Genomic DNA, 26,090 nt, shown 5'->3' with positions numbered 1-26,090 from the left:
GGCTTCCTTACGGCTGGACCTTGACGAGAAACCCGCCGCTGATGACCCAGTCGCCGGCCGCCAGGCCGGTCAGGTCGCCGTCGGGTCTGTTCGGCAAAAGATTGAGGAAAATCGTGATCAGGCCGGAGAGCCCGCCAGGCTGCACGGCGCTATCGGCTTTCGCGCCTTGGGCGGCGGTAGCGAGGCCGGCCGTCTCGATGAACTCGGCCGGGTCGATGTTGGCCAGCTGGCCATCCACCCACGCCAGCACCTTGCCATCACTGGCACCAGGCACGACGCCAGGCGTTTCGCCGAAGCGAACGCGAAACGCACCGTCGACATCACGGCGCAGCTCCTGGATTGCAGTGGCGATCTTCGAAAGCTCTTTTTCAAGCGCCGTGAGGTCGATGCGCGTACCCTTGTCGACGCCGGCCGAGCGCTCGGGCACGCGCTCCGACGAAACGACAAACTCCGTCGTCGCCGGCAGATTGTCGGCAAACTCGACGGTGAAGAGGTCAAACGGCTGATCGCCGACCTTGTCGACGGTGACGGACACGGACAGGAAATCGGACGTGCCCTGCGCGCGCGTATAGACCTTGATGTCCTCGACATCGAAGATCTTGAACCCGGTAAACGGGCCATAAACCTTGCCGCCATTGCCGACCAGAATATCGGTCTGCCTGGCTTGGCGGGGTATCGGATATGGGTTGGCCATGGTCGCCCTGCCCTGATTGCGGGATCAGAGCAGAGCGTAAGGGCCGGAGACGGTGGTTAAGTGCGGCTCACGCGGTAAGCGGAGAAGGCGAACAGCGCGGCACCCGCCACATTGAAGGCTGACCAGATCGACCGGGTCAGATGAACTGGCACCACAGGATTGAAGATTGCTGCGCAAAGAAAGAGCGCGATCGCTATCGGTCGGTTGGCCTCAAGGAAATAGAGGCCGGCAACAACGCCCGCGGCACAGACGACAACGCGGAGGAGCTGATAGTAACTATAAGGCCACGGACCCAAAGCAGCCAGCAACATGATGGCAGCAACGATCGCCGCCCATAAGGCAAAGCCCTTCATAGACTAACTCCTTAAAGAGGTTGCGGGGTCAGCCCGTCTGGAAAACGGTCATATCCTTCGATCTGAATGTCGCGGCCCATCATCTCGAAAAGCTGCCAGCGGGCTTCCGAAACGTGCTGAAAACCACGCTCCAGTTGCCGCCACATTTCTCTGCCCGGCTGCCGTAAATCCAGTTCCGAAGAGGCGCGAACAGTATGCAGCCAGACCATGAATGCAGTCGCCGAAAGGAAGTTCTTCTGCCGTTGGCACTCCTGAATGAGCCGATTGAGCTTCAAAGCCAAGTACGGATCCTGCACCAACGCTGCGGACGGAAGCAACAGATCAAGACGTTCAGCCGCGTAAAAGGAATGACGTCCGTCTGCCGCGAGCGCCACAACCATTCCAATCTCGCTGCCATCAATGGCTGCGAGCCTGCGAATGAATGCGGCGATCTCCTCGTTTTGCTTGCCAACACCCCAACCGTGCACCTTCCGCGCTAGCCAGCCCATATTTCACCCCCTTGGACCATACCTGCAGTTTTGCAACCTAAGCACGACCAGACGCAAAGGTGGAGTCCAATTTACTCACTCCCCAACACCGCTTCCGGCGCCGGCAGCCGGCGGAACTGCACCTCGCCGGGCTCCCACCACATCGACGAGGCGCGCTTCTGGCTCTGAAAGCTCTTGTCAGCTTCCGGATCCGTCAGCCACTGGAGTTGGTCGACGAAGGCTCGGCGATACCACATGCGGGTCGCGGGATGCGATGCCAGGATGGGTGTATAGCGGCCGACATACTTTGCCGCATTGCGGCCAAGCTTCTGATCTTCGCCGCCCGGGATGATCGCTCGAATGGTGCGCAGCGACAGGTCGAGGCTGTCACCGATGAAGGCAGCGCCAGGACCAGGCAGGGTCTCGGCAAAGCTCTGGCCGAACCGGTTCTCTGCCCTGTTGACGAAGTCGGCAAAGAGGCCGCCGCCGCCACCCTTGATGAAAGCGCGCCCCCAGAAATCGAACGTCGTCATATCCTCCGGATCCTTGCCGTTCAGCACGTTCAGGACCTGCTGGTAGAAGGCCGCGCCGACAGTCAGGGGGATTGCCATCGCCGCGAAGTACCAGGCGCCGCGGGCGACCTTGCCGCCCTTCGAGCGACCGAGCATGGAATAGAGGTAGATCGCCTCAAGCTGGCGAGCGGTGAAACTCATGCCGAACGACAGGAACTGCGAGCCAAACTCGCCGATCTCGCCGAGGATGGTGCCGCGCGGCACGCCGCCGGTGAGCACGCTCTTGATACGCGGATCCCCGGCTGGAACCGATCGTTCCGACCATTGCGCGATCATCTCGGCATATTTCTCGGCAAGGTTCCGATCGCCGGTCTTGGCGAACACTCCGCCCGGGTCGAGGAAACCCATGTCGTCGATGCCGGCGCGCATCCGGTGCCAGTCGTCGGGCGTGATGCCGAAACCTTCCATGGCCCGCTGCAGCAGCGGATCAAGGTCGATCCAGTCGGCATCCTTCTCGGCATAGCCCCCCAACGTTTCGTGCCAGGCACTCGCCTCGACACGCTTGCGCGCGTCCGTCAGCGGCGAAAGGCCGTTCCAGGTCAACGAGCGGTCGACCAGGTAGCGGCTCCATTCGTGCCCGAACATCTGGTCGACGAAGCGGGCGCTTTCGTTCATCGTGTGCAGGTAATCCTCCCAGATCACCGCACGCCGTGCCATCGCCCGCCGATCGCCGTCGCGCGCCAGGCGCTTCAACATCGGGCCGAGTGTCGAGGTGACGGGCAAGCCCGCGAGACGACGTGCAGCGGCCGAGACAAACGGATCCGTCGAGGCCGCGAGGATCCCGGTAGATCCAAGCATTGCCGAGGTGGCGAGGTTGCGCACGTCGCCGGCGATCTTTGCCGGCGCATCCAACACCGTTTCCCGGCCACGCAGCGCCCGCCAGAGGCTGTCGACGCGATATCCGGCCCACTTGATGGCCGACATGCCCGGCGGTTTTCCCTGAGTGTCTATGGCGCCCGCCTGGCGCTTGCCGATATCGACCTGGACCGCCTGCTTCAGCCATTCGATCGTCGCATCCGGATTGGGGCCGAAGCGCTCCATCGAGGCGATATCGCGGGCCATGCCGTTGATGTGGTTGAAAATCGAGCCGATGGCGTCCTGGTTGCCGAAACGCTCATTATATGTAAGCCAGCTCTGCGCATCGCGGAAGATCAGGAACCGGCTGTCCTGGTACCGGCTCGCCGTCTTGCCCTTGCCGAAGGTTCGCGCTTCCGGCCGGCGGTGCGCCCAGCCGTCCGATGTGATGGTCTCGAACACATAATCGAGCGAGGCATCGAGCCCGTCGGCGCCGATCACCTCGCCCGTGTTCGGGTTCGTCATCTGCTCTGGATCGAGCAACGGCCGGATGAAATCTTTCCACCGTGCCCGGGCTTCGTCTGGCGTCCGGCCGAGCTTGCGGATCTCACGGCGATTGTGGCTGTGGACGATGCCCCAGTCCTCTCGCTTCGGGATGTTGCCGCCGGCCTCGTTGAAGCGAAGGCGCAGATCCTCGAGCACACCGCCAAGCGCAGTCGCAAGCGCGCCGGCCGTTTCGTTGCCGGTTTTCTCACCATGCATCGCCTTAATGAGGTCGGGCAGGTCCGTCAGGTTCAGTCGACGGCCGGCGCCTTTCGATCGGCGGAAATGATACATCACATTCGAGAGATCCCGATGCGCCATGGCGATGATCGCATTCGCCTTGCCGGCCATGGACTGGGTGCCCTTGAAGCCGTTGTGGATCATCAACGACATCACCGCGTCGAGCTGGTTAGGATTGCCGTCGCGATCGCGGTAGTTCTCGATGAACTCGGCAATCTCCTTGCGCCGCGCCTCGTTCAGCTTCACCTGCCGGCGCTGCTCCTGGGCATCGGCCTTGAGCGACGCGACGACCTCATCGCGCGCGGCCGCGGCCGCCTCGCGATCGGTCATCCCGGCACGCTTGCGCTTGAAGCGGGCTTCATAATAGCGGTTCAGCTCCTCGGCCTGGCGGGAGTTGATGGCGCCCTGCTGGACGGCGGAATTCAGGCAATCGCGAAGGCTCATAGTTTGCACGCTTCCAAGAGTTCAGCAAAAAATTCGGGTTCGTCGGCCATGGCCAGCGCTTCGGCAGTCGACATAATCTTGATGTTGCCGTCGCCATCCTCGACGCCGACGAAGTCGAGATAGTTCTCCGGATTGCCGTTGGCATCGCGTGCGGGCTCGACGATCTCGCCGGCCTGGACGTCGGCGATCGCCTCAGCCGCCGCGTCGTTTGGCTCGGCAGCCCGGGCCGGCGCGATCGTCTGCCCCTGCAGCGGATCCGCTACCACGTCGATCGTGGACCGCGCTTCCATGTGATTGATCAGGTCCTCATGCCATATGCCGGTGTCGGATAGAACACGCCCTTCCGCGATCTCTGCACGCAGGCTGTCGATGGCGCCAGTACGGCTCAGCCCTTCGGACGAAGCCCAATCCAGCAGCTCCACCTCGGCCTCCTGCAAACGGCCGACGGCATAACCACTGGGACGTTCCAGAACGAACGGCTGAGGGTTCTGCGGGAGAACAACCCGACCGGCGGCCACGTCGGCGTTCACCTCATCACGGTAATGCTTCGTCAAAGCCCAATCGGCGCCATCCTCAGAACCGGTCGATGTCATTCGCGACCGGGCATCCGTTTGCACGATCCGCATCGCCGCCCACGAGGCGTCCACCTGATCATCGGACATGCGCTGCAGCTGCTCGACGGTGTATCCGAGCTTCACCAAATCGCGGCGCGTGCCCTCGAAACGAGCTTCAACCGCTTGCTCCGCAACGGCATCGATGCGCCGCACCGCATCGTCGACCGTGCCTGCCATGAACGTATCGGCTATATCGTCGATCGCATTCTGGTCGCCGGCGAACATGCGCTCATATTCATCCGGAGAGAACCGCATCCGCGCGCCCTCTTCGTCCGCGACCAGCCGCTCGATAAGCTCCGGCGGCGGATTGTTGTCGGGATCCTCGGCATAGCGCCTGGCCGCCTCGAACACCCGCACGGCGCCGGCGTCGCCATCGGCCGGCACCATCACGTCGTCGAGCACGCGCTCCTCGAACGAACGGTTCAGCAGATCCAGCCTTTCCGGACCCAGCTCGACATTCATCGCCGCGGCGATCGCCTCGACGTCGCCGGGCTCCGGCCGCCCCTCGATGACACGCGCTGCGCGTTCCGCCCCGCCTTCGCCAAGCTTGAAGACCCTGGCCAGTTCGGCGCCGCCCTGGATGGTTCCGCCGAAGATCGCACCGAAGGTCGCAGCAATGCCCGCATTGGCGAGCATGTCGCCGAGGCCATGCTCGATCCCCGCCTCACGCTTGCGCTCCTGGCTCAGTCCCTGCAGCACCAGCTCCTGGCCGCCATTCAACAGCGCTTCCTGCACCACTGTCTGCCCGATGCGGCCGCCGACGGTCCTCGCCGTACCACTACCGGCGCCGAGAAACGCCATGCCCCATTGCGCCGGATCCCGGCCGGCTCCCTTGAGGCCACCAACGAGCCCAGCCGACAATCGACCGACCATGCCCAGCTCCGGAGACTGGTTGGCAAGCGAGGCCGCTGCTTCCGCATCGCGCATCACCTGGTTGCGCTCTTCCATGACAGGCCTGCTGATAATGCCCTCGATCTGCGGGAACCGATCGGAAAGCGCGCGCGCCCTTTCGTTGAATTCCTCCTCCTGACGTTGGCGGAAATCCGGGCTAACCTGCGATGGCGTGAGCGTGCCGCCGCCGGCGGCCTGCGCCGCGAAGATGTCGATCATCTCGCGATCGACGCCCGAGGCAACGCGCAGCGGGTTCGGGAGCTGCGTGCCGGTCAGATCGCGGATCGCAGCAATGCGCTGATCGTAAGCCCGCTCCAGGGCATCGCTGTCGGCATTGGTGTTTTCGATCACCTGCATCGTGGTGTCGGTGGTTTCGCTCACGCGCGACCAGGCCTCGCCCCAGGACTGCGGACCTTCGGAAGCACCTTGTTTCAGGGCGGAAGGGTCGAGCAAATCGATCATCGGTAGGCCCCCGGCACGCGTGGCTCCAGCGATGGGCGCAGCGTGTCGAGATCCAGCACCACGGCATTGCCGTTTTCGTCGGCGATGAACATCGGCGCGGATCCGTCGACATCGCCGAGCGCAAAGGCGAAGCCGCCCTTCACGGCAACAGGCATCGCCTTCTGAAAATCACGGGCGGTCCACGTGCGGCCGTTCTTCGCCTTCACCTGGCCGACGTCCTTGTCGGTCAGGGCCTCCATCAGCCGCGGGAAGCGATCGGCGCGGATCGACGGCGGCAACAGCACCTTTTGCGCGCTATACCAGGCGCCGCGATCATAATCGGCAATGCCGCCGAACTGCACGCCGTTTGAGAACGAAGCGCCGGCCGCCTCCTGATAAGCCCGCTCATAAACCGGCTTGGCATCCTCTTTCTTAGGATCGATACCAGCATCAAACAGCCGCTTGCGCGCGATCGAGGCAGCCGCTTGGTCGAGCCGGTTGACCTGGTCGGGCGTGAAGACAAGCGCCGTGCCCGTGATTGCCTGTGCCGCCGGTAGGCGCTTCGTGTTCGGAATGTCGGCAAAATCCTTGCCACCAGGAGATTTGCCGAAACCCGCGATCAGATCCAGCGCCGCCTGGCGGTTGCCACCTGAGGCGATCAGCCCGCCCGACAGCGTCACCGCCGGCGCAACGTCGCCGAGCTCGCGGAACACCTTGTCGGTATCGCCGCCGGCAGCGTCGACCAGGCCGGCCGCGATATCGAGGCCGCGCGCGGGATCCGCCTTCACGGCCGCTTCGATCGCCTCAGCCTCACCCGGGCGGAAGAATTTCGGCTGTACCCCGAAATGCCGCGCGGCCGACTTCGCCGCATTGATCCGCTCGGCAAAGGCACCGGATACGCCGGCAGGCTCAATGTCACCATCGAGCGGCAATCCCGGCGAGACTGGCAAAACGCCGAACCGCTCGGCAACCCCGAGCGGATCCGTCTGCAGATCCTTGCGATGCTCGGCGATCGTCTTCTGTGCGAAATCTACATCGTCGCTGGTCGCCGCCTCGCCGAGCAAAGCTTTCACATTCTTTTCCACGGCGCCGATCGGCTGCGTCCGGATCGCCTCGGAGACGCGCATGCGTGAGAGGGTTGAGGCCGCTATCTCTTTGCCCTTCGGCGCCGTACCGGCATCGAGCTGGAAGCGGGCCATTTCCTCGGCCGTCACCGGCAGCCCACGGGCAATCCGCTTCGCCAGGTCATCGCCGCGCCTGGTGAAATCGGCATTCGACTTTTCGTCCTGTGTCCGCCTGGCGCTTTCTGCCCCGGCCAGGCCTTTTTCAATCTTGTCCCAGTCGTCTGCCGAGACGCCGGCGAGATTGCCGCCGGCATAGTCTTCGGTCATCTTGGCGCGCATCGTCTTGATGTCGTCGGCCGGCATCGATGCCGCCTGGCGCACATAGAAGCCGACGGTCGCATCCGACCGGCTTTGCCGCTTGAACTTCTCCGCGTCGTCGAGGTCGACAATGCCGCGCGCCGCCGCGCTGTCCCAGTGCGCGTCGATCGAGCCCTGCAGATCGGCGAGCGATGCCGCTGCGGACGGATCGTTGAAATTGAGATCCGCGAGCAGCTGGCTCTTTCGGTTTTCAAACTCTTCGGCGCGCCCGATGAAATCGGTCCTGTTCTGGACTAGCTCACGCTCGCGCAGGGCGCTGTCGGCCTTGTCGATCAGACTAGTCGCCCGCTTCCGGTAGGACATCGTGTATTCGGGCGCGATATCCTCGAACACGTTCTCCTTCAAATCGGCCGTCAGTCCTTCTTCGAGCGCCTGGCGCAGCTTCGCCGGATCGTCCTTGTACTGTTCGAAGATGGCGCGCTGGTTCTCCACCATCGCTGCATCGGTCATTTCGAGATAGGTGCGCGTGCCTGACACATCGTAGGCGCGACCATAGACCGTATCGCGGCCGGACGGACGGAAGGTTCCCGGTTTGCCTGGCTCGACGGTCACCGGCTCCCGAACAGGCGTGACGCTGACCGGCCCCACCGACGCCGGCGATGGCAGACGGCTATAGCCATCGCCCTTGGACAATCCGCGAGCAAAGGCCAGCCGGTTCTCCCAGGCGTGCCCGCCGCGAGGATTGTCCGCCGTGTACCCTTGCGGCCGCTCGAAGTGCATGAAGGCGGCAACGGCATCGTCGAGTGTCGTCGCACTCGCCAGCGCCTTGCCTGCGGTGGTCTCTGACGTATTCAGCTCATGAACCGCGAAATCCAGCTGGGTATCAAGGTTGCGCCAGTCGCCACCACGAGCACTGGCAAACTTCCGGAGATTGGAAAGCCGATCGCCGCGCCACTGAAATGCACCAAATGCTGTACCGCTATCGCCGACCGCTTCGAGGTTGAACCCGCTTTCCTGCATACCATGCCCGGCGACGGCAGCCGCAGCGACAGAAGACATGCCGTGTTTCTCGACCAGATAGTCACGGGCATAGGCCGCCTGCTGGTTCCCCGCCCGAGGAGCGACCCTGATTGCGCCCTCGCTGGCGGGGCCGCCTCCGGTAAACGTCGCCCCCGTCGGCGCACCCGCCAGCGCATCACGCGCACCGGCAAGCTGCCCTGCCCGTTCGGCCTCACGATCGGCGCGACGGCCGAATTCGTCAGCAACCCGGGCAAGGCCCATCGCAACCTTCCGCTCAAGGTCGCCGTTATCGCGGGCAACGGAAAGCAGGCCCTCCGACAGCAGCGGCTGCGCTTCGAACCGGCGGTAGGAAACGGGATCAAGTCGACGATTTGCCATGTCAGTACCTGTCTGCGAGTGAGGTTGCGCCCTTCAGGCCGATGCCGATCGCATCCAGAACGCCGGACGAGCGTGCTTTCTTCGCCCGCTTGCGATAGTTCGCCTCGCGCTCGGCCAGCCGCGAAACACGCGTCTGCTCGGTTCCCATGTCCGTTTCGAGCGCCAGATCGCCCTGCCGGAAGCTATCGCTTCGTGCCTGTGTGGGAGTGCCGAATGAGAGGTCAACGCCCGATGCAGCGTTCGCCACATCCTGTTCGGCCACCCGGGCCGCCATCTCTGCCTTGATGCCGGTGCGCCGGTTGATGCCCTGCAAGGTTTCGAGCGGCTTTTCGCGCGCGGCATCGTCGGCCGCCAGGTCGAACTGCTCGGCGTCTGCCTTGCCGGCGCCGAGTGCGCTTACCATCGAGAAGACGGTGGCCGTGCCCTGCAACAGCGAAGACAGGAAACCTGCACCAGCAGCTGGCGCGGCCGTACCGACAGCAGTGCCGACTGCCGTTGTTGCAGCTGGCGCCGCCGTAAAGAGACTTGTCAAAGCCACCGCAATTTCCGTCACAGCTTCACCCCCGGAATGTAATCACGCACGCGCAACCGCCCCGGCCGCACCTGGCTGATCGTCAACGTTGGATCCATGCTGGCGCCGATCAGCCCGACGACGGCCTTGTGACCACTGAAATTCTTCTTCGGTTGAGAGAGATCGTCGCTGCCAAGCGCCAGCGAAACATCGCGCGGCGGCCGTCCGTTCGCGCCGATCGCGATCGAGGCTGTGTCCTCCAGATAGAGCCTGGCAGACCCCACCTTGCCGGGCCGCCGCACGACATCATCGTTTCCGAGCACCTGGACATACGGCATGCTTTCGTAGATCGGCGGCGTCCAGATGCCGATCTTCGCCGGCCGTGAGGCAATTCCGGTCTCGACGACGCCACCGGCAACGGTGAACGGGCCATAGATGTCGTTGTCGATGCAGGCCCAAACCGTGCGATCGTTCAGGGTCGCCAGGCCACTCGCCTGGCCGACCAGATCCGTGGTGACGCTGAACGCCATCTGGAAGAGATTGACGTCGTTCTCTTCAAGCACTTCCTCGACGATCGAGCCGTGGCGCTCGATGGTCAGCCAGACCTGCTCCTGCCCGTCGACGCAAAGCCCGTGCACAAAGCCACCGCAGGCAACCGGCCATTCGCAGGCCGCCATGATTTCCTGCTGCTTGTTGATGACACAAACGACGACGCGGCCATCCTCGCGCAGGAGCCAAAGCCGGTCCGAGGCCATCATTCCGGTCTTATGCTGCACCCACATCGTCTTGATGTCGCGCACCAGGTCATCCGGATCCGAACCATTGAGATCGTTTTCCGGGTTCGGCTGAAACACCTCGCCGACAGCGTCATAGGCGATCGAGTAAAGCCGCCCGCCGTCATTGGCGACGAAATACACCTTGCCTTCCAGCTTCACCGGCTGGCAGTTCTGCTTGATGCCGACCTCGATCGCATTGACCCAGTTCAACGGCTTGTTGCGTTCGATCGTCCGGTTCGAGGCGAAGTAGACGCCCTGGTCGCTGAACGCGATCAGGTATGTCGCATCCATCAGGTACAGGATCTTCTCGCTGGTCTGAGACCGGAGCGCCTCAAGCCGCGCCGCATTGTCCTGCTGCGCCTCGATGTTCAGATCGAAATACTCGGCAATGCGCGACATACCGATCGCAGCCGACCGGGCTTTCGGCCCGAAGTAGCAGGCGCGATCCTGAAACAGCGCCATGCCGGCGAAACCGCCGCGCCCCGCCGAGATCAATGCCTCGCCTTCCGTCTTGCCGACCTGAGTATGGCTGGCAAGAGAAGAAGCATCCGACGTGTTGGTTACCTGCGCGTCGAACTGATACTCGGAGCCCTCCAGCGTTCCGCCGAAGGTCACGACCAGGACGCGATAGAGGCTGTAGGAAGCCGCATGATCGTTGACGATCGTCAGCCCTGCATTCATGCCGGGCAGAGCCCGGGCAGCGGTCTGCAATGCGCCGGCGAACAGATCCCAGTCCGGGTTGGTCGCGACGTCGGGGTTGATGTTGTTGCCGCCGCCATCCTTGAGCTGCACGGCGCTCGTATTGTTGCCATCGATCGACAGCGACATCACGAGGTTCAACGTGCCCGCCGTGTAGCGAACGAAGATATTCCAGACGTCCGGATCCTTTGGGTAGACGCCGCCGAGGTCCACTTCGGGCAGTTCGCCATAGGGCCAGGCCGAAACAGTCCAGATCGTGTCGTTGGCCGGATTGCGCAACAGCCGGATGCCGTCCCATAGATCAACGTGCCAGATCCCGACCGTGTTCGCCTCGGCATAGAAGCGCAGATCGGGAACCATCGCCGCCGTGATCGAGGCGACGGCGCCAGTCGTGATCGCCGCGACATGCGTGCGGTCGTTGCGCCAGACGTCAACGCGCCCTGGCGTGATCACCAGCGTGTAAGACAAGGTTTCGGAGATCCGCAGCACCCATTTGTTGCAGACGCCGGAAATGCCGGCGCCGACGTAGCGCGAACCGGGCAGCAGATTGAAGCCGGATTGCGCGATCGGCTCGACGCCCAGCATTCGCTTCGCGCCGGAATAATACTGCTTCAGGTTGACCTTGCCGAAGAGGCTTTTCGATAGCTGCCCGGCGTTGGCGCTGCTTTTCAGCGGTCCCGAGATCCTGCTCATTCGGCATACCTCCCGGCCCAGTGTTCGCGGCCGCCGCTGGAGTAACGGGCGTTCGAAAGCGGATCGTCATGGGTCTGCGGCTCGCCGACCGGCTGGCTTGCCAGGTCCTGCGCGATCAGGCGGCCGAACACACCGCCGGCGCCACCTTGGGAAGGCGTGCCGAATGCCTCGACCAGCATGTCTTCGCGCAGCTGGCGGTCCTGCCAGACGGGCACTGCAAGATAGCCGCCCAGCGCCAGCTTGAACCCGACACGCCATTCCGGCGGCCACACTTCCGGCGCGACGTAGACCCGGCAACGCGACCAGGTGTCGGGGTGATCACAGAAGAACTGCCCCGCCTCGAGCACGAAATCACGGATTGGAGTGCGGCAGCGCGGCTCGCTGGAATACTTCACCGGGTTGCCGATGCGGCCGCCTGGAAGCTCAAAGCCATAGGCAAAGCCGTTTTCCGGCGTGGCGGCCAGGCGCGTATTTCGGAACGTTTTCTGGGTGAAGCTCCAATAGGCCAGCCCGAACGTGCGATCGACGACCGATTGCCAAACGTGCTTGATCTGCTCGGCCAGCTCGCTGTCATCGTCGATCGAGAACATCGGCCCGGCGCCGATATCGGTCAGCGCCTCATTGATGATCGTTGCTTCGTCGTCCGTCATCGCTGCCGCCCAAAAAAGAAGAACCGCGGCCAGATTACCGGCCGCGGTCCCGCGTTGAGTGCGAAGCAGTGCTGCTTACGTGGCAGCCAGGCCGCCGTCGACGGCAACGGTGACGTTGCCGGTCGCCGGAACAGTGGCGAGGCGCAACACAACGCGTGCCGGCGTGCCATTGATGTCGGCGACGCAGTCGATGATGCTGCTGACCGTCAGGTTGTCGCGGCTGTCGTTGAAGAAGCCGGCCGCCTGGACTTCGGCAAGCGTGTGGACGGTCGCATAGTCGAAAAACATGATCTGGCGCTGACCAGGAATGCTGATCGTGGTGCGGCGGCGCAGATCGCGAGGGCGATGAGCCATTGTCGTGTCCTTTCCGGAGTTGAAAACGAGAGATGCGCGCCCGCCTAAACGGGCACGGTATCGATCAGGTCGGACGGACGATGTCCTTGATCGCCTTGGCGCGAATACGCTTGACGCCTTCCGGAAGCAGGCCGATGGCGGCCCCAGAGAGAGCGGTATCGCAAAGGATAGGCTTGCCGGCCTTTCCGATCCATTCGTTCATATCCATCTGCTCTTTCGACCAGAAGGTTTCGCAACCGACCGCAGACTTAGTCCAGAGGAAGCTGTCCAGGTATTTCGTGTCATCCCATTCGGTCTGGCCTTCGACCCAGGCCGCCGTGCCGAACGTAAAGTGCTCGTCAGGCAATGCGAGGAAGTGTACGCCGCGGAAGGTCTTCTTGTTGACCAAGGCGGAGCGCGCGAACGGCAGGTCTTTGTCGCCCTGATAGTCCTTGCTCGCAAATTCCTTGTACATTTCCAGCTGGTCGAACCACATGAAAGGCATGGCCCAATAGCATTCGCCGTCGCCGCCAGCGCCGCGGATCTGCGCGCAAGCCGTCATGCAATGCAGCATGTCGATGCGGGCGGTACCGTCGCCGAAGGTGACCGGTGTCGTCGGCGCACCCCCAGGAATGTTGGCATTGCCGAGGTTGCAAAACGCGTTGAGCGCGTCGAACTTGATACCGTCTCGCTTGACGCGAACCGATTTTGCCATCGCGTCGGAGACTTCTGCCTGGTAGGACGGGGTCTGCCGCAGGGTGTCCTGGTTGCGGATGGTGGCCTCGGCCGTGTAGTCAGAGGCCTGCACCGAGACGACATCGATGTCGAGGCCCTGGGGCCGGACTTCCTCGATCGCGCCGGAAAGTTTGTACATCTTGATGCGGCCGCCCGAGATCGGGAACTTGACCGTGCCGGCGATCTGTTCGCCAGTTTTCATCGTGCCGTCAAGCAAACCGCCCTGCGACTGAAGGCGCTGAGTGACGCCATCCTTGATAATTTCCTTGAACCAAGCTTCTACAGCCATGGGATTGACCCTCAATGAGTGTGATGGACGAAATCACCGAGAGGGCCGATTAGCCGGAGCCGCTAGGTCCGGTGAAGGATAGCCAGCGGTTGTTCCAGGTCGCTCCCGTCCGGTAGCGCTTCGAATGCTGCCACCGGGCGGGAACCGTTCAGTGCGTCAGTTGCCGTAGAAGGCCTTATAGTCCGCCTGAAGTTGATTGTAGGACGTCCGGTCAAACTTCCCGTGGCTGACAGTGTTCTCCGGCAATGCCGCGCGACGAGCCAATTCCGCCTTTTGATCGACGCCACCAGGCTGCCCATGTCCTAGCGCCGGGCCACCGCCCGTGTCACCGCCAGCGAGATTGCGCATGGCCTCGAAGAAGCGGTGCCCCTTGGCGCTGTCGCCAAGCATCGCCTTTGCGAACTCGGCGTCGTCTTTGGCAAGGCCTTTCGTCACCAGGCCGTCGACGAACGCATAGTTATCGTTCATCCGCTTTTCGCGCGCCTGCTGTTGCTCGGCCGCCGGCAGGTGCTTCGCCGTGTCCGGCGTCAACGCTTCTCGTTCAGCGGCTTCGTCGACAACGGGTTCCATCATCCCCATTTCCTGCGAAACGGACAGGAACTCCTGTGTGAGCGCCTGGTATGCGCTCACCGGCACCTTCAGTTCGAGCGCCTTCGCCGCAACGCGACCAAAGAGCGGATCGGCCCTCAGCGTGTCGAGGTGCGGCTTGATCGTCTCCGGGATCTCGCCAGCGAATTCGGAATAGGCCTCGACCTTTTCAGGCACGCCGGCGGCGGCATCCTTGTCGCGGTACCCCTTCAGCGCCGCCTGCATCTTGTCCATGGTCTCGGCCTGGTCCTTACCGAGCATATGTTCGGGGAGACCCTCCGGACGGTAGAAGTCTCCCCCAGGAGGCGGATCGCCGGCGCCCCCTGGAGGAGTTGCACCCGCCGCCTGACCCAATGGAGGGGTCGCCGGCGGGGTTTCCGTGCCAGCGGGAGGAGGAGCGGCAGCGGAAGGATTGGCGGCCGAGGCCGCAGCAGGCGCAGCGGCGCCCCCACCAGCGTCGGCCGCGTTGAAGGTCAGGCGATCGAGGAATGTTTTCATTCTCCAGCTCCATTCTGGCTTTTCGGTTGTGCGATCAGTTTCTCGCCATGGGCGAGCGCATTCAGGATTGCTTCCGCAAACCCGTTGATGCCCTGCCGCGTGGCGGCAAGGATGGCAGTGTGTTCGATAGTGGATCCAGCCAGGCGCAACGGCTGGCGGATGGAGATGTCCATCATCCACTCAAACATTGCCCGCCCCTCAGCCGTGTGGCGCAGGGCCGCCATGAACTTGGCCACATCATCGGCCGGCTGAAGTTCGCCGGTTTGCAGGAAGGGCTTGAACAGCTCTTCGACGCCATCCCAGCCGTTGCCAGCGACGCCCTGTTCGAGCAGGTCGAGCGGCTGCCCGGCCCGCGACGGAATGAAGGGACCCGACATTTACGCGGCCCTCCGCATCTCGGCCATGGCCATATCCTTGATCGCGCTGGGCGCCTGCTTTGCCGCCTCTGCAGCCATCATCTCGGCCATCTGTTGTTTACGCCGCTCCTCGATCTTCACGACGATTTCCTTGCGCTCATCCGCATCCGGCACCAGATCCTTGTCGATCTGGAAGCCGTCGGCGACCTGGTCGAGGACGGCATCCTGCTTGATGTAGAGTTCCTTGGCTTCGGGTCCGGCAAACGCGAGCACGAAATCGTGGTAGTTGGCGATCGCGGCGATGCGGTCGGCGTTCAATGCCGCCTGCATCGGCGATTTTACCTTCACCGAAACCAGCAGATCGTCGACCTGGCGCACCATCGGCAGCATGTTGAACTCGAACAGGATCTCGGCCACGCGCGGCACGATCACCGGCATGATTTCATTCACCAGGCGACCGAACGCGCCGATATGGATGTTCGCGCGCTGCTGCAGGCGGCCCGCCATCTCCGAAGCGGAACGCGGCGTGCCCTCATAATCAGGTAGACGGGTGTCGAACATGGCGGCCTTGATCTGGTTTTGCAGATCGCCGATCAGCAGCTGCGCGACGTTGAGGTTGCCGCTGGCGGCATCGAGGCGCGTAACGTCGGGCCCGAGCATGCCGCCCGTCGACTGCATCCCCCAGAACTCGCCGGGCCCGAGCCGCGCCGTGTTGGGATTGAACGTGCCCCCGGCGCGATAGCCCCAAATCCCGAGCATGGCGATCGCGGCACTTTTCAGGGCCAGTTCCTGCGCCTTGTTCACGGTCTTGATCGACGGAAGCGCCGTCAGCACGACGCCGCGGCCATAGGCCTCGCCGGGGACGCGGTAGTAACGCGGAATGGCGATCGGTTGCGTGCGGTACCGCTCGTGCCAAAGAAGCCCGGTCGAGGTGTCGAGCATCACCCCAAAATGCCAGCCGGCCCCTTGCGGATCCTTCCACCAGGTCTGGTGAACCGTGTACATGTCCGAAGGCTTGGTGACCGCTCTTTCCTTGAAATCTCCGGGGAAATTCCCTTTCGGCCACTGATCGACGATCTGATCGGCACGCATGTAGGTCTGCCAATCGACTAGGTCGACCGCGCCGAAGCCATCGGCCGAGATCGCCAGTTCGTCGAACGGAAGGCAGGCAAAGCGGATGGGCTCGTTTGGCGATTTGCCTTTGACCGGCAGCAGAGCGCCGGTCCCGATCGCGAGATCAACGCACATTTCGTGAATGGCCGTGTCCCAGTCACCGGCGAGGAAAAACGGATGGATCAGCTTTGACGTGCTCGCCAGTTCGCGGTCGAACGCCTTGCGGTCAGCATCATCGAGCACCATGGCCGCCAGTGGCCCGGTCTGCAATTCGAAGGCGGGCTGGCCGGCAGGGAACAAATCCCGCTGAAGGTTGCCGGCGAAATACATCGCCGACATCGGCGCAGTCATGTCGAAAAGGCGATCGGGTTGACGGGGCTTGCCGTTCGCACCGCCCGAGGGGCGCCGCATCGGGATCGCATAGTCGTAAGCGTCCTGGTAGATGCGCGACCAGCCGGATCGCGCGCCCCACGTGTTGCTCACCCGGGCGCGGTGTTTGACGACATCAACCCGATAATCGCCCTGCATCAGGCGAGCTTTCCGGCCAGCGCCTCGGCGCCATCCTCAAAAAGGCGACGGCCGCGAGGTGCGCGGCGCGTGGCGGCAACGGCCTTGTCATTGCGGTTCAGCTCCGACAGCTGGCGGTCGTTCGCCACCCGCTGGACCTGCCGGCTCTTCTCCGCCTCCACCTTGGCGGTGTTGTCTGTCTTGCCGCCGCCGAATAGACCCTTGACTGCTTCCATCGCTCGCCCCTTCGAAAATCCATTCCTCGCCCGCGGGCGCGAAGCCCGCCAGGTGCGCCATTCGCGCCCCGGCCTGGTTGCCAGGCATCACGCGGCAGAACACCACGACACCATGATCGGCGATGGCCTGCAGGGTTGAGTGCGCCAGCCTGCAGAGCTTGCCGATATGCGCCCGGGCGGAGCGCCGAACGGAGAGGCAGAATTCCCGACGCCCGTCCGGATCGGGCACCATGTAGGTGACAGCCAGAAGCTCGCCTTCGTGGAAAATCGAGACACTATCGCCGTTGTTGCGCATCCAGATCGCCGCCTTACGCGCGAGCGCCCGCCCGCCCGCGCACGTGAGGCAATCCGAAAAATCCGCCGGCGACTGAACCGTCAGACGTCCCATACGTTGAAATCACCCGGTCGCTGCTGTTGCGCCGCTCGCTGGTCCCGCAGCGCCTGTAGGCTGCTCACATTCGGCGGCAGGGCCGAGTTGGCGGCCGCCGAGATCACCGCGGAAAGGCCCCGGTAGCCAAGCACTCGGTATTGCTCGGCGTCGTGCGGGTGCGAATACGTATTCTTCACCACCGCCAGCTTGTCGGTACCGCCGACGCTGGCCTGCTTGGTCAGCTTGTAGTGGCCGCCGAAACCGCCGATAATTTTCTTGCACCTCGGGTCAATCAAGTATCGTGGCAAAACGCCATCGATCAGTCCGCTCAGCCCCCACCGCACTGCATCGTGGCGAATGCCCGGCTCGTTCGATGGCGCCGGCATGATCGGGCAACGCAGGATTTTCTGGACCGCCAGAATGAAGTTAAATTCGTCGTTCTCCCTATCGCCGCCATAGAAGGCCGACGGGTCGGCATAGACGCCTAAAAGCGGAAGCCCAGGGAAACGCTGCATCAGCAGCTCGATCAGTAGCACGCCAAAGCGCGTCGGTCCTGTACCCGGCTCAGTGACCACCTCCGCAAGCAGACGATCCTGCCCGTTCGGCTGCGGCTGCCCAACCGTAGCGGATGGCGAGCCGCCGCCATCGATGCCGATCGTCAGTCCGAGACCTGGCGTCGGTTCGAGATTCTGCAGCGACACATGGAGGCGCTGGTTGAACTCCGGATAAACCGGCTTTCCGTCCTGCACGTAGCCTGGCAGGCCGTGCACCATGCGGCGAACGATATGTTCGGCCTGGGTCTTTGCTTCGAGCTCATACGACGATCGTGGCTTTCCGATCGGGTTCTCGGCCTGCGGATCAAGCCCGCCCGGCTGATGGAAGAAATTATAGGCTGGATTTTTCTTCTCGGCGTGCTCGCCGTAACCGCACTCGACGAGGATCGGATGGTCGATGTCCGGCGGGTTCATGTCGCCGAAGAAAACGCGAGGCAGGACGATCTCACCCTCGGCAACCGTCAATCCCATCTTCTGCATAGCCTCGCGGCCGTCGCGGGAAACGCGCTCCAGCTCCCGATCGGCGATATCCTTGACCGGCGGGTATCGACCGGTTCGCTGGAACATGAGACCAGGCACGCGAGGATCCAGCAGATCGACTTCGTTGCCCCATCCTGCCGATAGCTCATAGCCCTTGATGTAGGCCTCGACGTTGTGATCGCCGACCGCGCCCGTCTCAAACAGGAAATCGACCTTGACCAGGTCGCGGCCGCGCTGGACTTCCCACTGCATCCGATGCTTGATCGGCCGGTCCTGCCCGCCTTCGTAGCTCACCTGAAATGGATTGCCGATCGGGAACATTTCATGCCAGGATGCCAGCGCCGTTCGGGCGAAATCGCGATACGTGTCGCGCACGACGGCAATTTTGAACCGCACCCAGCCATCGCGGCAAACCGGCATGAATTCGCCGGCCAGGCGCACCGCCTTCTCGCAGCTCGCCACCGTCTTACCCGAACCGGCTGGCCCCATGATGATGTCGATTGGCCCGCGCGACCGCGCATAGGCGCCCGCCACCGGACCCGCCGGCCTGCGTTGCTCGAACTGAAAACCCATAACCCGTTACCCTTGCGATCTGGCGGGGCCCCGCGCCCGCGCCCCTCTGGTCCAAGGAAGGTTAGGTTCGCCGGCCAGCGGTTCAGTCGGGCAAAAGAGAAAAGGGTCGTGTGTGTGAGGCGCGACACCCATGGAGGGGGCCGCAGGCCCCACTTTCAAACCCGGCCGCAGGCCGTCCGCTTCGCGCGTAGCGCGCCCGCCCGCGTACGAGGCGGATAGGCCAATCGATTTTCCGCTGGGAAAGAGGCCGAGCTGGAAAGGCCGTCACTGATTTAGCATCATTAGCGACCTAAGAAATTCAACGGCTTAGCGGCTGAAATGTCGGACGCCGGAATGTCGGATGGATCGGCGTTGATTTCATTGATCTTTTTCGTGGCTGCCCACTGGTCGGAGATCCATGGTGTCTCTCGGCCGCTCGGCCTCCGGCATCTCGCCGAACACCATGAAGCCGCGCACGTTCTTGTTGATATCGATGGCCTGCGGCCGCTTCGCATGGAAGTAGGGCATCAGCTCGGCGTTGGCCGACTTCGACAGCGCCTGCGCCTTCTCGATCAGATCACTGGCGGCAGCCCGCGACAGCAGCCCGGCCTGGATCGCCGCCCCCAGATACTCATGCGGCGCCAGGTCGTCCCGGGGCGGCAGGGCCGACAGCTCCAGCGCCAGCGCCAGGGGATCAGCGTTAGCCAGGTCGGCGAGGTTCACGGCTGGATCGCGATAGCCCATGTTCAGCAGGTAGTTGGCGAGATCGGCGGAGCGCTTGTTCTGACTGCCGGGAGGCCTCCCCCGCGCCCGCTTGGCGGTATCGCGTATGTTCGCGACATGGCGCACGGGGCCACGGAAGAGACAAGCCGTCTCGTCTTCATCGAACATGAGCGATGGCTGCTCGGCCTCGGGCTCGGCACCGGCCAGCTGCTGGGCGAGGCCGGTCATCGCGGCTTCCGTCATCGCCCTGGTCGATCCGACCTTGGCCGCCCGGTCCGGATCGACGCCCAGCGCAGATTTTTCGCCCGGTGGGTGTGCCTCTAGAAGCCCCTGATTTCGCTCGTTTTCGTCGCTCACAGCTATTTCCCTATTTCTTTATTCCGGTTACCGGCGACCGCTTCCGGTAACCGCCGCCAACCGTTGCGCCAACCGCATATCTTTAATGAAATCAGGAATTTATACCTCTCGGTTACCGGGTTACCAATATTTACCTTTACGCGTATCGCACACGCGCGCGCGTAAAAAACCATTATTTGTCGCCAACCCGGTAACCGCCACAATAAGCCCCTGTTTTCCTTGAGATATCCCGGTTACCGCTCTGGCAACCGATGGGAAACCGGTGGTAACCACCCGACCCCGTCGCAGCAGATGACCCGCCACGCCGCATCCTGCGCATGGTCCCGGCTGCGTTAAGTGCCAGCGCCTTCAGTTCGCCGACATATCGTGGCGAGCCCGCAAGGCGGACGCGACCAGCGTTCGCCTAAGCCGCTCGCTGGCTCAAACGCTGGCGCAGGCTCCGCTTTTCTTCCCTCCGGGGCGGGGGAAAGAGAGTTAACTGCGAAGGGTCGATTTGGCGGAAATGATGCCGCAATCAAGACAGGGCGTGGGCAGGGCGAGTTACTTGAATAGAATCGATTTGCGGTTGATCATCCGTGCTCACGGCGTTGAAAAGAGAGAACATGGCAGATCACCTGGACAACGAGATTTCCGCCTCTGGCGAGCTTACAGAGACTAGTATCAAGGGCGGCGCGAGATCTCGGACTGCTTCCGCAATCGACCGGCTGTTCGGAAGCATCGTCGACTGGCCGAACACCTTCATCGAGGGAAACACCGCGAAGCGCCGGGCAAGGCTGGACGGTGAGGTGAGAGCAATTGGCGCCGCAGCCGATCGGATCGTGCAGATGATCGGCGAGGACGACGATTTCGCTCGACGAGTGATCACTGGCGACCTGGTCGAGGCCGCTCGCAAGCAAAGCAACAAGGAGGCCGTAGCCACCCTCGCGCTTGAAGATCTTCGCAATTCGCCGCCGACGGATAAGGAGGCCCAGGATGGCCCCAGCGAGCTGGCGCCTGAGTTCCTGGACCGCTTCCAAGGCTACGCCGAAGATGCGAGCACCGAAGAACTGAAGGAGCGGTGGGCGCGGGTCCTGGCGTCGGAAATTCGCAGGCCTGGAACATTCTCGCGCAAGGTCATGAGGACTGTAGACGAACTCGATCAAGAGGTAGCGAAGGTTTTCGAGACTTTCTGTCGGGGCAGGATCGATGACAAGACGGTGGTTAAATACCCACCTCCAGCGGGGCTGGGGTTCGCTGAACAGCTCATGCTGGTCGATGCTGGGCTGTTGGTTGATCCAGGCTCTATCGGTCAGGTGAAGACGTTTGGCAAGGGTACGATGAATTCAAAGGAGATTTGGTTTTTGCCCTTGGGTGACGACTGGGCGGTAGGTATTGAAATGTCTTATCACCCAAGTGGGAACAACCTGCTAGCGCCGACCGACAGCGGGATTGGTCTGTCCATATACGTACTGACAGCAGCTGGAACGGCACTTTCGACCGTCATGCCGGATATGAAGGAAAGAGCACGGATCAACGTTTTAAAGACACTTCGTGTCCAGCTGGGGGACAAGTTTCGCGCATTCTATCGAGTGGGCGAAGAGTATCGCCAGGTTAACCTTCCCGATTAATGCAGCCCGGCCGTCTCCATATTCCGCCGGCGCTGGGCGTAGGTCCTAACCGCTTCCTCCTGGAAGCGAAGTTCGACGACAAGGCCGGGATGGTGCGCTTCAAGTTTGGCAACGGTGGCCGCATAGTCAAGCTTGCGAGTGGCCGCACAGCTGCCATGGCCCAGCTCGCCGTCGTCGCATCCGAAGGCCGCTTCGGGGCCGTGGGCGGCCACGTAGAGCGGGCAGAAACGGACTTCCTTATGCGGGCAGTCTTTGGTCATCAGCTCGCACACTCGTCGGCTGCGTAATAGCCCGGCCGGCGCTCAAGCTCCGCCTCGATGAACGTCTCGGCGAAGAGCGGGAATTTCTTCTCCATCCGCTGGCGCAAATTGCGCCGGCGCGCCTTGGCCTTCGCCGCCTGGCTCCATCGCCGGATAGGCTGCTGCGTCACCGGCTCCCAACCGATGGAATAGCCGGCCCCGGGCCGCCACAGCTCCATGATCTCGGCTGGGCACCGCTCGCCCCGGGGAACGAGCATGGCCTTGAGCACGCGGGGCCCGGGCGGCGGGATATCCGGCCGGCGCCAGGCAAGGGAGTAACGCACCATGTCCGTCACTTGCTTGGCTCCGCAAAGGCCCTGCGGCTGGTCTCCCTATGCCGCCGGCAGCGCGATCGCGATCGGCCATCCAGCATCGACAGCATCGACGTGGCATCCTCGAACCATGGCTCGCCATCGTCGATCGTGACGACGGTCAGGAAAGCACCGGGAAGCACGTCCATGAACTCGCGCAGCCTGCTCGCCATGTATTTCACGCGGTATGGCCCCTTGCGCATTGGGCTCTTGCGGGGCTCTCTGACCTCTATCCAGAAGATGTCCGTCATGCGTTATCCACCCATTTGTCATAGGCCTTGAGATCGACGAGCACGCACGTCTTCTTGGCCCTGTTGATGCTGATCGTCTTCATCGCCTTGGTCAGGCCGCGCGGCACGATATCTTCCGGGCCGAGAAAGAGCGCGTCCGTCCAGCCGCCCTGGGCGAACTCACTGTCGCCGAAAAGCCGGTTCAGGTTGTCGTCGCTCATGGGCACGGTCAGCGCGTAGCCGAGGCAAGGATTGTTTTCGTCCTGCCCGCCGGCGGATTTAGGCAGATCGCGCATGCCGAGGCCGAGCAGCGCCAGACGGGCGCGGGCCTCGACGATATTCATGTCGGAGCGATCCTTGTCTTCCAGCGCCTCGATCACGCCGCCGACGGTCAGTCGCTCGCCGCTCTTGTAGGCGTCCAGCTTGCAGCCAAGCAGCCGCTCGATGACGTTCTGCCACTTCGGCAGCTGGTTGGCTCGCTCGGCGGCCGTGGCGAATTCCAGTGTGTCTTTCAACACATCTATATCCAGCTCGCTGCTGCCGGCGGATTTCGCCATCAGCCCCCCGTGGATCATGCCCTGTTCGCCGACCAGCATTTCCGCGCAGGCGAGCAAAGTGCCGTAGGTGTCGATCGCGCGACTATCGAAGCGCAGGCGATCGTCGGAAAGGATCGTCCGCCACTTCGGCAGGATCCGCGCGACGAAATCATGATAGCCGTCCATCACCTGGCGCAGCAGCTGTCGACCCCAGTAGTCCTGGACAACAGGGCGCTCGCCATGCGCCTTCAGCGGGTTCAGCTGCATGATCGCCATGCGCGTCTTGTCCTGCTGTTCCATATGCGGCTTCAGGATTGCGGTGAACATGAAGGCGTTGTTCAGCTCGAACTGGCTGGAAGCGCCATCGGAGCCGCCGCGATAGCCCTTGTCGCCGGAATAGGCCTGTCGGGCAATTTCGATGATGGCGGTTTGCTTGTGGGAATTGGCGGTGCGCTCGAACTCGTCGACCGCGATCGGCCGGCTATCGTGGCCCATGGTCTGGTAGATGCCGGCGGCCGTCGTGTTCGAGGTCGCGAAGATCGTGTTTTCGAACAGCGATCGGATATAGCGCTGCAGCGCCGATTTGCCGGTACCAGGTCCGCCGGTGACGAAGATGATCGGCCGCTGCTCGAGCGCGCCGGAAAGATAGGCCGCGCCGATCCAGCCCAGCGTGAAAATCGGGTCGATGTAACCGCGCTCCCAGTTCCAGGTCTTGAGATCCTGCAGGATCTGATTGGCCGGGCTTTCGTCGACCGTGATCGGCGTCTGCCACGGGCGCATGGTGTCGGTGTCCTGGGCGTAGAAATGCCCCTCGTGCTCGCCGGGCTTCATCCGAAACACTTCCGGCTTGGTGGTAACGCCTTGTTTGATATCGGTCGAGAACAGGTATTTGCCGGAGTGCCAGACGAAATTGTCGCCGCTCTTCCAGCCGCCGCGGCCGCGCACGTTCTCCGAGGGGTCGAAGGTGCCGCGCCGGCCGGCCTCGGCTATGATCGCCTCGACGGCCTTGTCGCGGGCAACGCGATCGACCTTGGGCGGGATCATCTCGTTCGTAACTGGGTCTTCCTTGGCCTTGGTGAACGCCGGCCAGGCCCATTTCAGATAGTTGACGTAGGGCGAAAACAACTTGACCAGCGTCGGGTGATCCCAGCGCGAAACTTCGTAGAGGAAGCCGGTCGCCGAGATCACATAGACGGTCTCGCCCTTCATGCCGAGCACGGTGATAGGGCAGCCAGGCGGCATCTTGTCGTGAGGAAAGCCGGGCCACTGGCCGGGCTTGATCCCGTCACGCAGATTGTTGGCGTCCGGGTCGGAAAGGTCCCTCGCCTCTTCCAGATCCGTCAGCCCGTCGAGCACTTTGGCGCGCACGGCCGCAAGCCCGCGCTGTTCTTTTGGTTTTTTGGTCATGTCTTGCCCGCATCTGGAATGTGAAACCGCCGCGCCCCCTCGCTGGCGCGGCGGGCATAGTTCAGGCCGCCGCCGGCGTATTCGTCTCAAACAGACGCTGGCGCAGCAGATAGCCTTCCAGCGCCCAGATCTTTTCGCGGGCATTCTTGCGCGCTATCTCGCGACCGATCTCCGGGTCGAAGTTTTCCGGGCTGGCGCAGGCGCTTTCACCCGTGACGGTAAACCCGTTTGCCAGCACCAGGACGCAGACAGTCAGGCTATTGACGCTGGGGTGCACGGGCGCCTCGGCGTGTGGCTTGAGGTAGTATTCGCCGACGATGACGGCATCGATCTGCGCCGGCGTCAGGCGTGGAGCATTAAGCCCCTTGCTCCGGATCTTGGCCTCCAAGGCCTGTTCGTCTTGCATGCTCTTCTCCTAGTGTTGCGGCCGGCACCATCGCCGGCCGTGCTGGTCAGAATGGAATGCTGTCGTCGATGTGGAGCACCCGCATCGGCCGGCCGTCCTCGGCCAGCTGGGCGAGCCGCAGGCATGAGGCTGGAAGACTGTCGCGCGGGATCTCCTGTTCAGGTTTTGCCGTGGTCCACATCACGTGAATGGTCCACAACTCGCCGCCGCAACGCTGGTCGATCTGCTCGACCGTCATCGGGAAACCGCCGGATTTCAGCTCGACGATGTCACCGATGCTGAAGGGTTGCGGGCCGCGCTCGGGCGCGGGTGACGGACCCAGATCTGCAATCTCGATCCGCTCTACCGCCGCGCGGATAGTTTGAGGTTTGGTGCGGGCCATCAGCCTCTCCCCCATCCGAAATACTCGACCAGGTCGAGCGCCACTGATGTGCCAAGAAACACGACGGAGAGGATTGCGAGGACCAGATAGGCGACCATCATGCCGACCATAAGCCGGCTCTTCCTGGCATTCCGCAGCGCATGCACTCGATCGAACGACGGATATTGCGCCTCGATCAGATCCAGCATGCTCTTTTCGCAATAATCGGAAGCGTGCGGCTTTCCCGATGCGAGGCTGCAGTTGTAGCGGTTTCCGTCGACGGTGATCCACGCGGACCCGTGCCTTGGCTTTGACATGTAAATCATCAGCCGTTCCCCCAAGTCGACATCGCATCGTCGACCAGCTCCATCGTCGTATCCTCGATGGGGATGGGCTTGCGCTCCTCGGCCACACGCTCGGCGGCCGCCTGGCGCTCGGCCACGGCCTGGTCGTAGGCATCGATGCCGGTCAGCACGTTGATGAAGGTCTGGACGATCAGCGCCTCGGCGTCGGAAAGCTCCGGATCGGAGAGGAAACCAAGGATCTTGAGCTGCTGGCCAGCAACGGCGGGCGTGGCGCGTTCCTTGCCGATATCCCGCACCATGATGGCGATCGCGTTTGTCGGCTTGGAATGCGGCTCGCCACAAAGCAGCTGGATCCGCTCGTATTCAGCTTCCCCAAACTCGTGATACTCGACCAGGTGCAGGAACGTGGAGTAGGCGACACTCTCGGCTGTATGCACCGCGCCGTCGATCGGCGCAAAGGCCGGATCCTCGACGTGGTGCAGTTCCTTCACCTGCGCAAAAGGGATAAGCCGATCGAGATAGCGATCGGTGGCTGCGCGGTCGAATGCCTGGGCCGGGTCTACGGCAGCCGCCAGCAGCCCGTTATCGCCGCCAGCATCATCGCCTCGGTCGCGTTCCTGATCTTGTTGCGATGCCGCTCGTACGCCCTCTCCATCAGGGAACACGACGGCGGGTTTGAAAGAAAACACATATCGTTCGAGATCGAGACGTCCGGCTCCGAAATCGGCGGTAGGATCTCCCCCTCCAACGGCACCGGATCCGGTTTCACCACCA

General features: G+C 62.9%; 28 protein-coding genes. 3 read left to right on the top strand and 25 right to left on the bottom strand.

What is annotated here, in order from left to right:
- Positions 1–7: 7 nt before the first annotated feature.
- The 15 genes from AC1Q80_RS05760 to AC1Q80_RS05690 form a co-directional block, all read right to left on the bottom strand.
- Positions 8–694, bottom strand: coding sequence for a hypothetical protein (locus tag AC1Q80_RS05760; RefSeq protein WP_492359899.1), 687 nt, complete (start codon positions 692–694; stop codon positions 8–10).
- Between the two features lie 56 nt (positions 695–750).
- The gene (locus tag AC1Q80_RS05755) at positions 751–1,047 is read right to left on the bottom strand and encodes a DUF6804 family protein (RefSeq protein WP_492359898.1); all 297 of its coding nucleotides are present in this window, start codon (positions 1,045–1,047) and stop codon (positions 751–753) included.
- 11 nt (positions 1,048–1,058) lie between these two features.
- A complete protein-coding gene (locus AC1Q80_RS05750) occupies positions 1,059–1,535 on the bottom strand; it encodes a hypothetical protein (RefSeq protein WP_492359897.1) in 477 nt (158 codons plus the stop codon).
- Between the two features lie 71 nt (positions 1,536–1,606).
- Positions 1,607–4,108, bottom strand: coding sequence for a hypothetical protein (locus tag AC1Q80_RS05745; RefSeq protein ID WP_492359896.1), 2,502 nt, complete (start codon positions 4,106–4,108; stop codon positions 1,607–1,609).
- On the bottom strand, positions 4,105–6,075 hold the full coding sequence (locus AC1Q80_RS05740; RefSeq protein WP_492359895.1) for a hypothetical protein: 1,971 nt from the start codon (positions 6,073–6,075) through the stop codon (positions 4,105–4,107). The genes AC1Q80_RS05745 and AC1Q80_RS05740 overlap by 4 nt, the downstream gene beginning before the upstream one ends.
- On the bottom strand, positions 6,072–8,834 hold the full coding sequence (locus tag AC1Q80_RS05735; RefSeq protein WP_492359894.1) for a phage tail tip lysozyme: 2,763 nt from the start codon (positions 8,832–8,834) through the stop codon (positions 6,072–6,074). The genes AC1Q80_RS05740 and AC1Q80_RS05735 overlap by 4 nt, the downstream gene beginning before the upstream one ends.
- Position 8,835: 1 nt before the next feature.
- On the bottom strand, positions 8,836–9,372 hold the full coding sequence (locus AC1Q80_RS05730) for a hypothetical protein (RefSeq protein ID WP_492359893.1): 537 nt from the start codon (positions 9,370–9,372) through the stop codon (positions 8,836–8,838).
- 11 nt (positions 9,373–9,383) lie between these two features.
- A complete protein-coding gene (locus AC1Q80_RS05725) occupies positions 9,384–11,513 on the bottom strand; it encodes a phage tail protein (protein ID WP_492359892.1) in 2,130 nt (709 codons plus the stop codon).
- The gene (locus AC1Q80_RS05720; protein ID WP_492359891.1) at positions 11,510–12,163 is read right to left on the bottom strand and encodes a hypothetical protein; all 654 of its coding nucleotides are present in this window, start codon (positions 12,161–12,163) and stop codon (positions 11,510–11,512) included. Before AC1Q80_RS05720 ends, AC1Q80_RS05725 begins: the two co-directional genes overlap by 4 nt.
- Before the next feature lie 75 nt (positions 12,164–12,238).
- Entirely contained in the window at positions 12,239–12,517 is a 279-nt protein-coding gene (locus AC1Q80_RS05715; RefSeq protein WP_492359890.1) for a hypothetical protein, read from the bottom strand.
- 64 nt (positions 12,518–12,581) lie between these two features.
- Positions 12,582–13,520 carry a phage capsid protein gene (locus AC1Q80_RS05710; RefSeq protein WP_492359889.1) on the bottom strand — a complete coding sequence of 313 codons (939 nt, stop codon included), beginning with the start codon at positions 13,518–13,520 and terminating at the stop codon, positions 12,582–12,584.
- Between the two features lie 156 nt (positions 13,521–13,676).
- A complete protein-coding gene (locus tag AC1Q80_RS05705; RefSeq protein WP_492359888.1) occupies positions 13,677–14,606 on the bottom strand; it encodes a hypothetical protein in 930 nt (309 codons plus the stop codon).
- Positions 14,603–14,983 carry a hypothetical protein gene (locus tag AC1Q80_RS05700; protein WP_492359887.1) on the bottom strand — a complete coding sequence of 127 codons (381 nt, stop codon included), beginning with the start codon at positions 14,981–14,983 and terminating at the stop codon, positions 14,603–14,605. The genes AC1Q80_RS05705 and AC1Q80_RS05700 overlap by 4 nt, the downstream gene beginning before the upstream one ends.
- Positions 14,984–16,603, bottom strand: a complete 1,620-nt coding sequence (locus AC1Q80_RS05695) for a portal protein (RefSeq protein ID WP_492359886.1) — start codon at positions 16,601–16,603, stop codon at positions 14,984–14,986.
- Positions 16,603–16,818 carry a hypothetical protein gene (locus tag AC1Q80_RS05690; protein WP_492359885.1) on the bottom strand — a complete coding sequence of 72 codons (216 nt, stop codon included), beginning with the start codon at positions 16,816–16,818 and terminating at the stop codon, positions 16,603–16,605. The genes AC1Q80_RS05695 and AC1Q80_RS05690 overlap by 1 nt, the downstream gene beginning before the upstream one ends.
- Here AC1Q80_RS05690 and AC1Q80_RS05685 point away from each other — a divergent pair.
- The gene (locus tag AC1Q80_RS05685; RefSeq protein WP_492359884.1) at positions 16,805–16,957 is read left to right on the top strand and encodes a hypothetical protein; all 153 of its coding nucleotides are present in this window, start codon (positions 16,805–16,807) and stop codon (positions 16,955–16,957) included. The two genes, AC1Q80_RS05690 and AC1Q80_RS05685, sit on opposite strands and share 14 nt — an antisense overlap.
- Before the next feature lie 236 nt (positions 16,958–17,193).
- Here AC1Q80_RS05685 and AC1Q80_RS05680 read toward each other — a convergent pair whose 3' ends face one another.
- Positions 17,194–18,663 carry a hypothetical protein gene (locus AC1Q80_RS05680; RefSeq protein ID WP_492359883.1) on the bottom strand — a complete coding sequence of 490 codons (1,470 nt, stop codon included), beginning with the start codon at positions 18,661–18,663 and terminating at the stop codon, positions 17,194–17,196.
- A gap of 489 nt (positions 18,664–19,152) precedes the next feature.
- The gene (locus AC1Q80_RS05675) at positions 19,153–19,854 is read right to left on the bottom strand and encodes a hypothetical protein (RefSeq protein WP_492359882.1); all 702 of its coding nucleotides are present in this window, start codon (positions 19,852–19,854) and stop codon (positions 19,153–19,155) included.
- A 602-nt stretch (positions 19,855–20,456) separates the two neighbouring features.
- Between AC1Q80_RS05675 and AC1Q80_RS05670 the strand changes: the two genes are divergently transcribed.
- On the top strand, positions 20,457–21,461 hold the full coding sequence (locus AC1Q80_RS05670; protein ID WP_492359881.1) for a DUF2806 domain-containing protein: 1,005 nt from the start codon (positions 20,457–20,459) through the stop codon (positions 21,459–21,461).
- Here the strand turns inward: AC1Q80_RS05670 and AC1Q80_RS05665 are convergent.
- The 8 genes from AC1Q80_RS05665 to AC1Q80_RS05630 all read right to left on the bottom strand — a co-directional run bounded on the left by AC1Q80_RS05665 (position 21,458) and on the right by AC1Q80_RS05630 (position 25,753).
- Positions 21,458–21,721 carry a hypothetical protein gene (locus AC1Q80_RS05665; RefSeq protein ID WP_492359880.1) on the bottom strand — a complete coding sequence of 88 codons (264 nt, stop codon included), beginning with the start codon at positions 21,719–21,721 and terminating at the stop codon, positions 21,458–21,460. The two genes, AC1Q80_RS05670 and AC1Q80_RS05665, sit on opposite strands and share 4 nt — an antisense overlap.
- Entirely contained in the window at positions 21,721–22,056 is a 336-nt protein-coding gene (locus tag AC1Q80_RS05660; protein WP_492359879.1) for a hypothetical protein, read from the bottom strand. Before AC1Q80_RS05660 ends, AC1Q80_RS05665 begins: the two co-directional genes overlap by 1 nt.
- Complete coding sequence (locus tag AC1Q80_RS05655; RefSeq protein ID WP_492359878.1) at positions 22,053–22,322, bottom strand: hypothetical protein; 270 nt, start codon at positions 22,320–22,322, stop codon at positions 22,053–22,055. Before AC1Q80_RS05655 ends, AC1Q80_RS05660 begins: the two co-directional genes overlap by 4 nt.
- Positions 22,319–24,244, bottom strand: coding sequence for a hypothetical protein (locus AC1Q80_RS05650; RefSeq protein ID WP_492359877.1), 1,926 nt, complete (start codon positions 24,242–24,244; stop codon positions 22,319–22,321). Before AC1Q80_RS05650 ends, AC1Q80_RS05655 begins: the two co-directional genes overlap by 4 nt.
- Positions 24,245–24,305: 61 nt before the next feature.
- Positions 24,306–24,650 carry a Gp49 family protein gene (locus tag AC1Q80_RS05645; RefSeq protein WP_492359876.1) on the bottom strand — a complete coding sequence of 115 codons (345 nt, stop codon included), beginning with the start codon at positions 24,648–24,650 and terminating at the stop codon, positions 24,306–24,308.
- Positions 24,651–24,696: 46 nt separating this feature from the next.
- Positions 24,697–25,032 carry a DUF2158 domain-containing protein gene (locus AC1Q80_RS05640; protein ID WP_492359875.1) on the bottom strand — a complete coding sequence of 112 codons (336 nt, stop codon included), beginning with the start codon at positions 25,030–25,032 and terminating at the stop codon, positions 24,697–24,699.
- Entirely contained in the window at positions 25,032–25,337 is a 306-nt protein-coding gene (locus tag AC1Q80_RS05635; RefSeq protein WP_492359874.1) for a hypothetical protein, read from the bottom strand. Before AC1Q80_RS05635 ends, AC1Q80_RS05640 begins: the two co-directional genes overlap by 1 nt.
- Positions 25,337–25,753: a hypothetical protein gene (locus tag AC1Q80_RS05630; protein WP_492359873.1), complete on the bottom strand. Its 417-nt coding sequence runs from the start codon at positions 25,751–25,753 to the stop codon at positions 25,337–25,339. The genes AC1Q80_RS05635 and AC1Q80_RS05630 overlap by 1 nt, the downstream gene beginning before the upstream one ends.
- Between AC1Q80_RS05630 and AC1Q80_RS05625 the strand changes: the two genes are divergently transcribed.
- On the top strand, positions 25,748–26,090 hold a 343-nt coding region (locus AC1Q80_RS05625; protein ID WP_492359872.1), incomplete at its 3' end, for a hypothetical protein. The genes AC1Q80_RS05630 and AC1Q80_RS05625 overlap by 6 nt on opposite strands.

This window comes from Ensifer sp. GW823-FHT05D09 (genome assembly GCF_058795755.1).
The sequence above is the reverse complement of the archived record's forward strand: the minus strand, read 5'-3'. Positions and strand labels throughout refer to the sequence as shown.